Raw genomic sequence first — 1663 nt, forward strand, 5'->3', positions numbered from 1 at the left:
TCGATCGATCACGGAGGTCATCCCGAGCAGGACCAATGCGGCGGGCCTGACGCCCAGGCCGAGCACCAGCAACACCGGCATGCTCAGTTCTATCGATACGGTGATGTGCGCTGCCACATCCGGCGGCAATACCGGCAGCCTGTATTCGTCGCGAAACAGTTCGAGCGCCGCATCCCAGTTTGCGAGCTTGGTCATCGCCGAATTCCAGAAAATCGTTGCAACCGCGAGGCGCAGCGGAATGGCCAGCAGCCAGTAAGGCACGCGTTCCAGCAACTGAACCGCGCACTGAAAGACGTTGCGGCGGCGCTGTCACGATGAGTTGTTCGCGACGCAATGACGGAGAGGGAGCCCGTTCTCTCAGAAAGCGGACGAACCTTGGGTGAGCTCATTGAAGTGACGCCATGCGACAAAGCGCGCGGCGAGCTGGTTGCGATAGCGTGATGCGCGCAGTAAATGTCGCTTGAGCGCGAAGTGCTGCCGGATCGGGGCGAAGCTCGACAGGAGCGCCTGGGTGCGTTGAGGGACTCGGAAACCACGCATCCGACGCTCGCGTTCCCGCGTGGGCTGATCACTGTTTTCGGCGCGGTTGTTCACCCGGGCGCCGGCTTTGACGAATACATGCCTGACGTTCGCCAGCTCGGCGATTTCGGCTTTCGCGGCCCGATAGCTGCGTAGTTGGTCGGTCACAATCTTGCGCGGTGCTTCGGCACAGGAGGCAAGAACGCGCGCTTGAAGAACCGTTTCGCCGCGGTCCTGTCGCGGCGCTTCTGGAGAAGAATATCGAGTTCGACGCCGTGTTGGTCGACCGCACGCCACAGCGGCCAGGGTTCGCCGCGCAGCGTCACGAACACCTCGTCGAGGTGCCATGTCGCGCCAGGTTTGCGCCGGGAAGCCTTAACGCGATGCGCAAAGCCCGTGCCGAATTTATCGCACCAACGCCGGATCGTTTCATAAGGGACCACGACGCCACGCCCGAACAGCAACGCTTCGATGTCGCGCAGGCTCAACTGAAACCGGAAGTACCAACGCACCGCGCAGCTAATGACCGCCGCAGGGAACCGGTGACCGTTGGTCTTTGTCATCTGGTCATCTTAACTCGACCGCCCTTGCCAACGTGACAATGCCCGGCGAACACCGAACGATGCCGGAACGGCTCCCGCGCATGAATGTTCGACATGTGCACTTCGACGACAGGGCATGTGAGGATGGCCAGCGCATCGCGGATTCCGTAGCTATAGTGCGTCCACGCACCGGCGTTGATCAGCACCGCGTCCTGATGCTCCTCGAACGCGTGATGGATGCGCTCGCACATCGTCGCTTCGCTATTCGTCTGGAACGATTCCACCAGCACGCCGAGTTCTTAGCATGGCGACTGCAATTGCCCATCGATATCGTCCTACGTGATCGTCCCGTATAGCACGGGGTCGCGCTTGCTGAACATGTTGTGATTGATGCCATGAAGCATCAGGACCTTCTTCACATGCGTCTCCGTAGCAAGTTCAATCCAGCGGCACGGTGAGCCTGTCGATCACGGCGCGCGTCCGGGGACGCACGCCGCGCCACCATGCGAACGCTTCCGCTGCCTGCTCGACCAGCATGCCCACACCATCTGCGATGCCGCGCACACCAGCATTGCGTGCGAGCCGCAGGAATGGCGTGAGGC

Annotated in this window: 1 protein-coding gene and 3 pseudogenes; all 4 read right to left on the reverse strand. The window is 61.5% G+C overall.

Annotated elements, in window-relative coordinates; translation table 11 throughout:
- Positions 1-273: DoxX family protein (locus tag GCT13_RS47585; RefSeq protein ID WP_152768426.1), on the reverse strand; the 273-nt coding region annotated here is incomplete at its 3' end.
- Between the two features lie 84 nt (positions 274-357).
- Positions 358-1082 (reverse strand): annotated as a pseudogene (locus tag GCT13_RS47590) (IS6 family transposase).
- A 44-nt stretch (positions 1083-1126) separates the two neighbouring features.
- A pseudogene (locus GCT13_RS47595) lies at positions 1127-1480 on the reverse strand (type II 3-dehydroquinate dehydratase); the annotation flags it as partial.
- Between the two features lie 19 nt (positions 1481-1499).
- Positions 1500-1663 (reverse strand): annotated as a pseudogene (gene aroE / locus GCT13_RS47600) (shikimate dehydrogenase); the annotation flags it as partial.

This window comes from Paraburkholderia franconis (genome assembly GCF_009362735.1).
Classification (GTDB): domain Bacteria; phylum Pseudomonadota; class Gammaproteobacteria; order Burkholderiales; family Burkholderiaceae; genus Paraburkholderia; species Paraburkholderia franconis.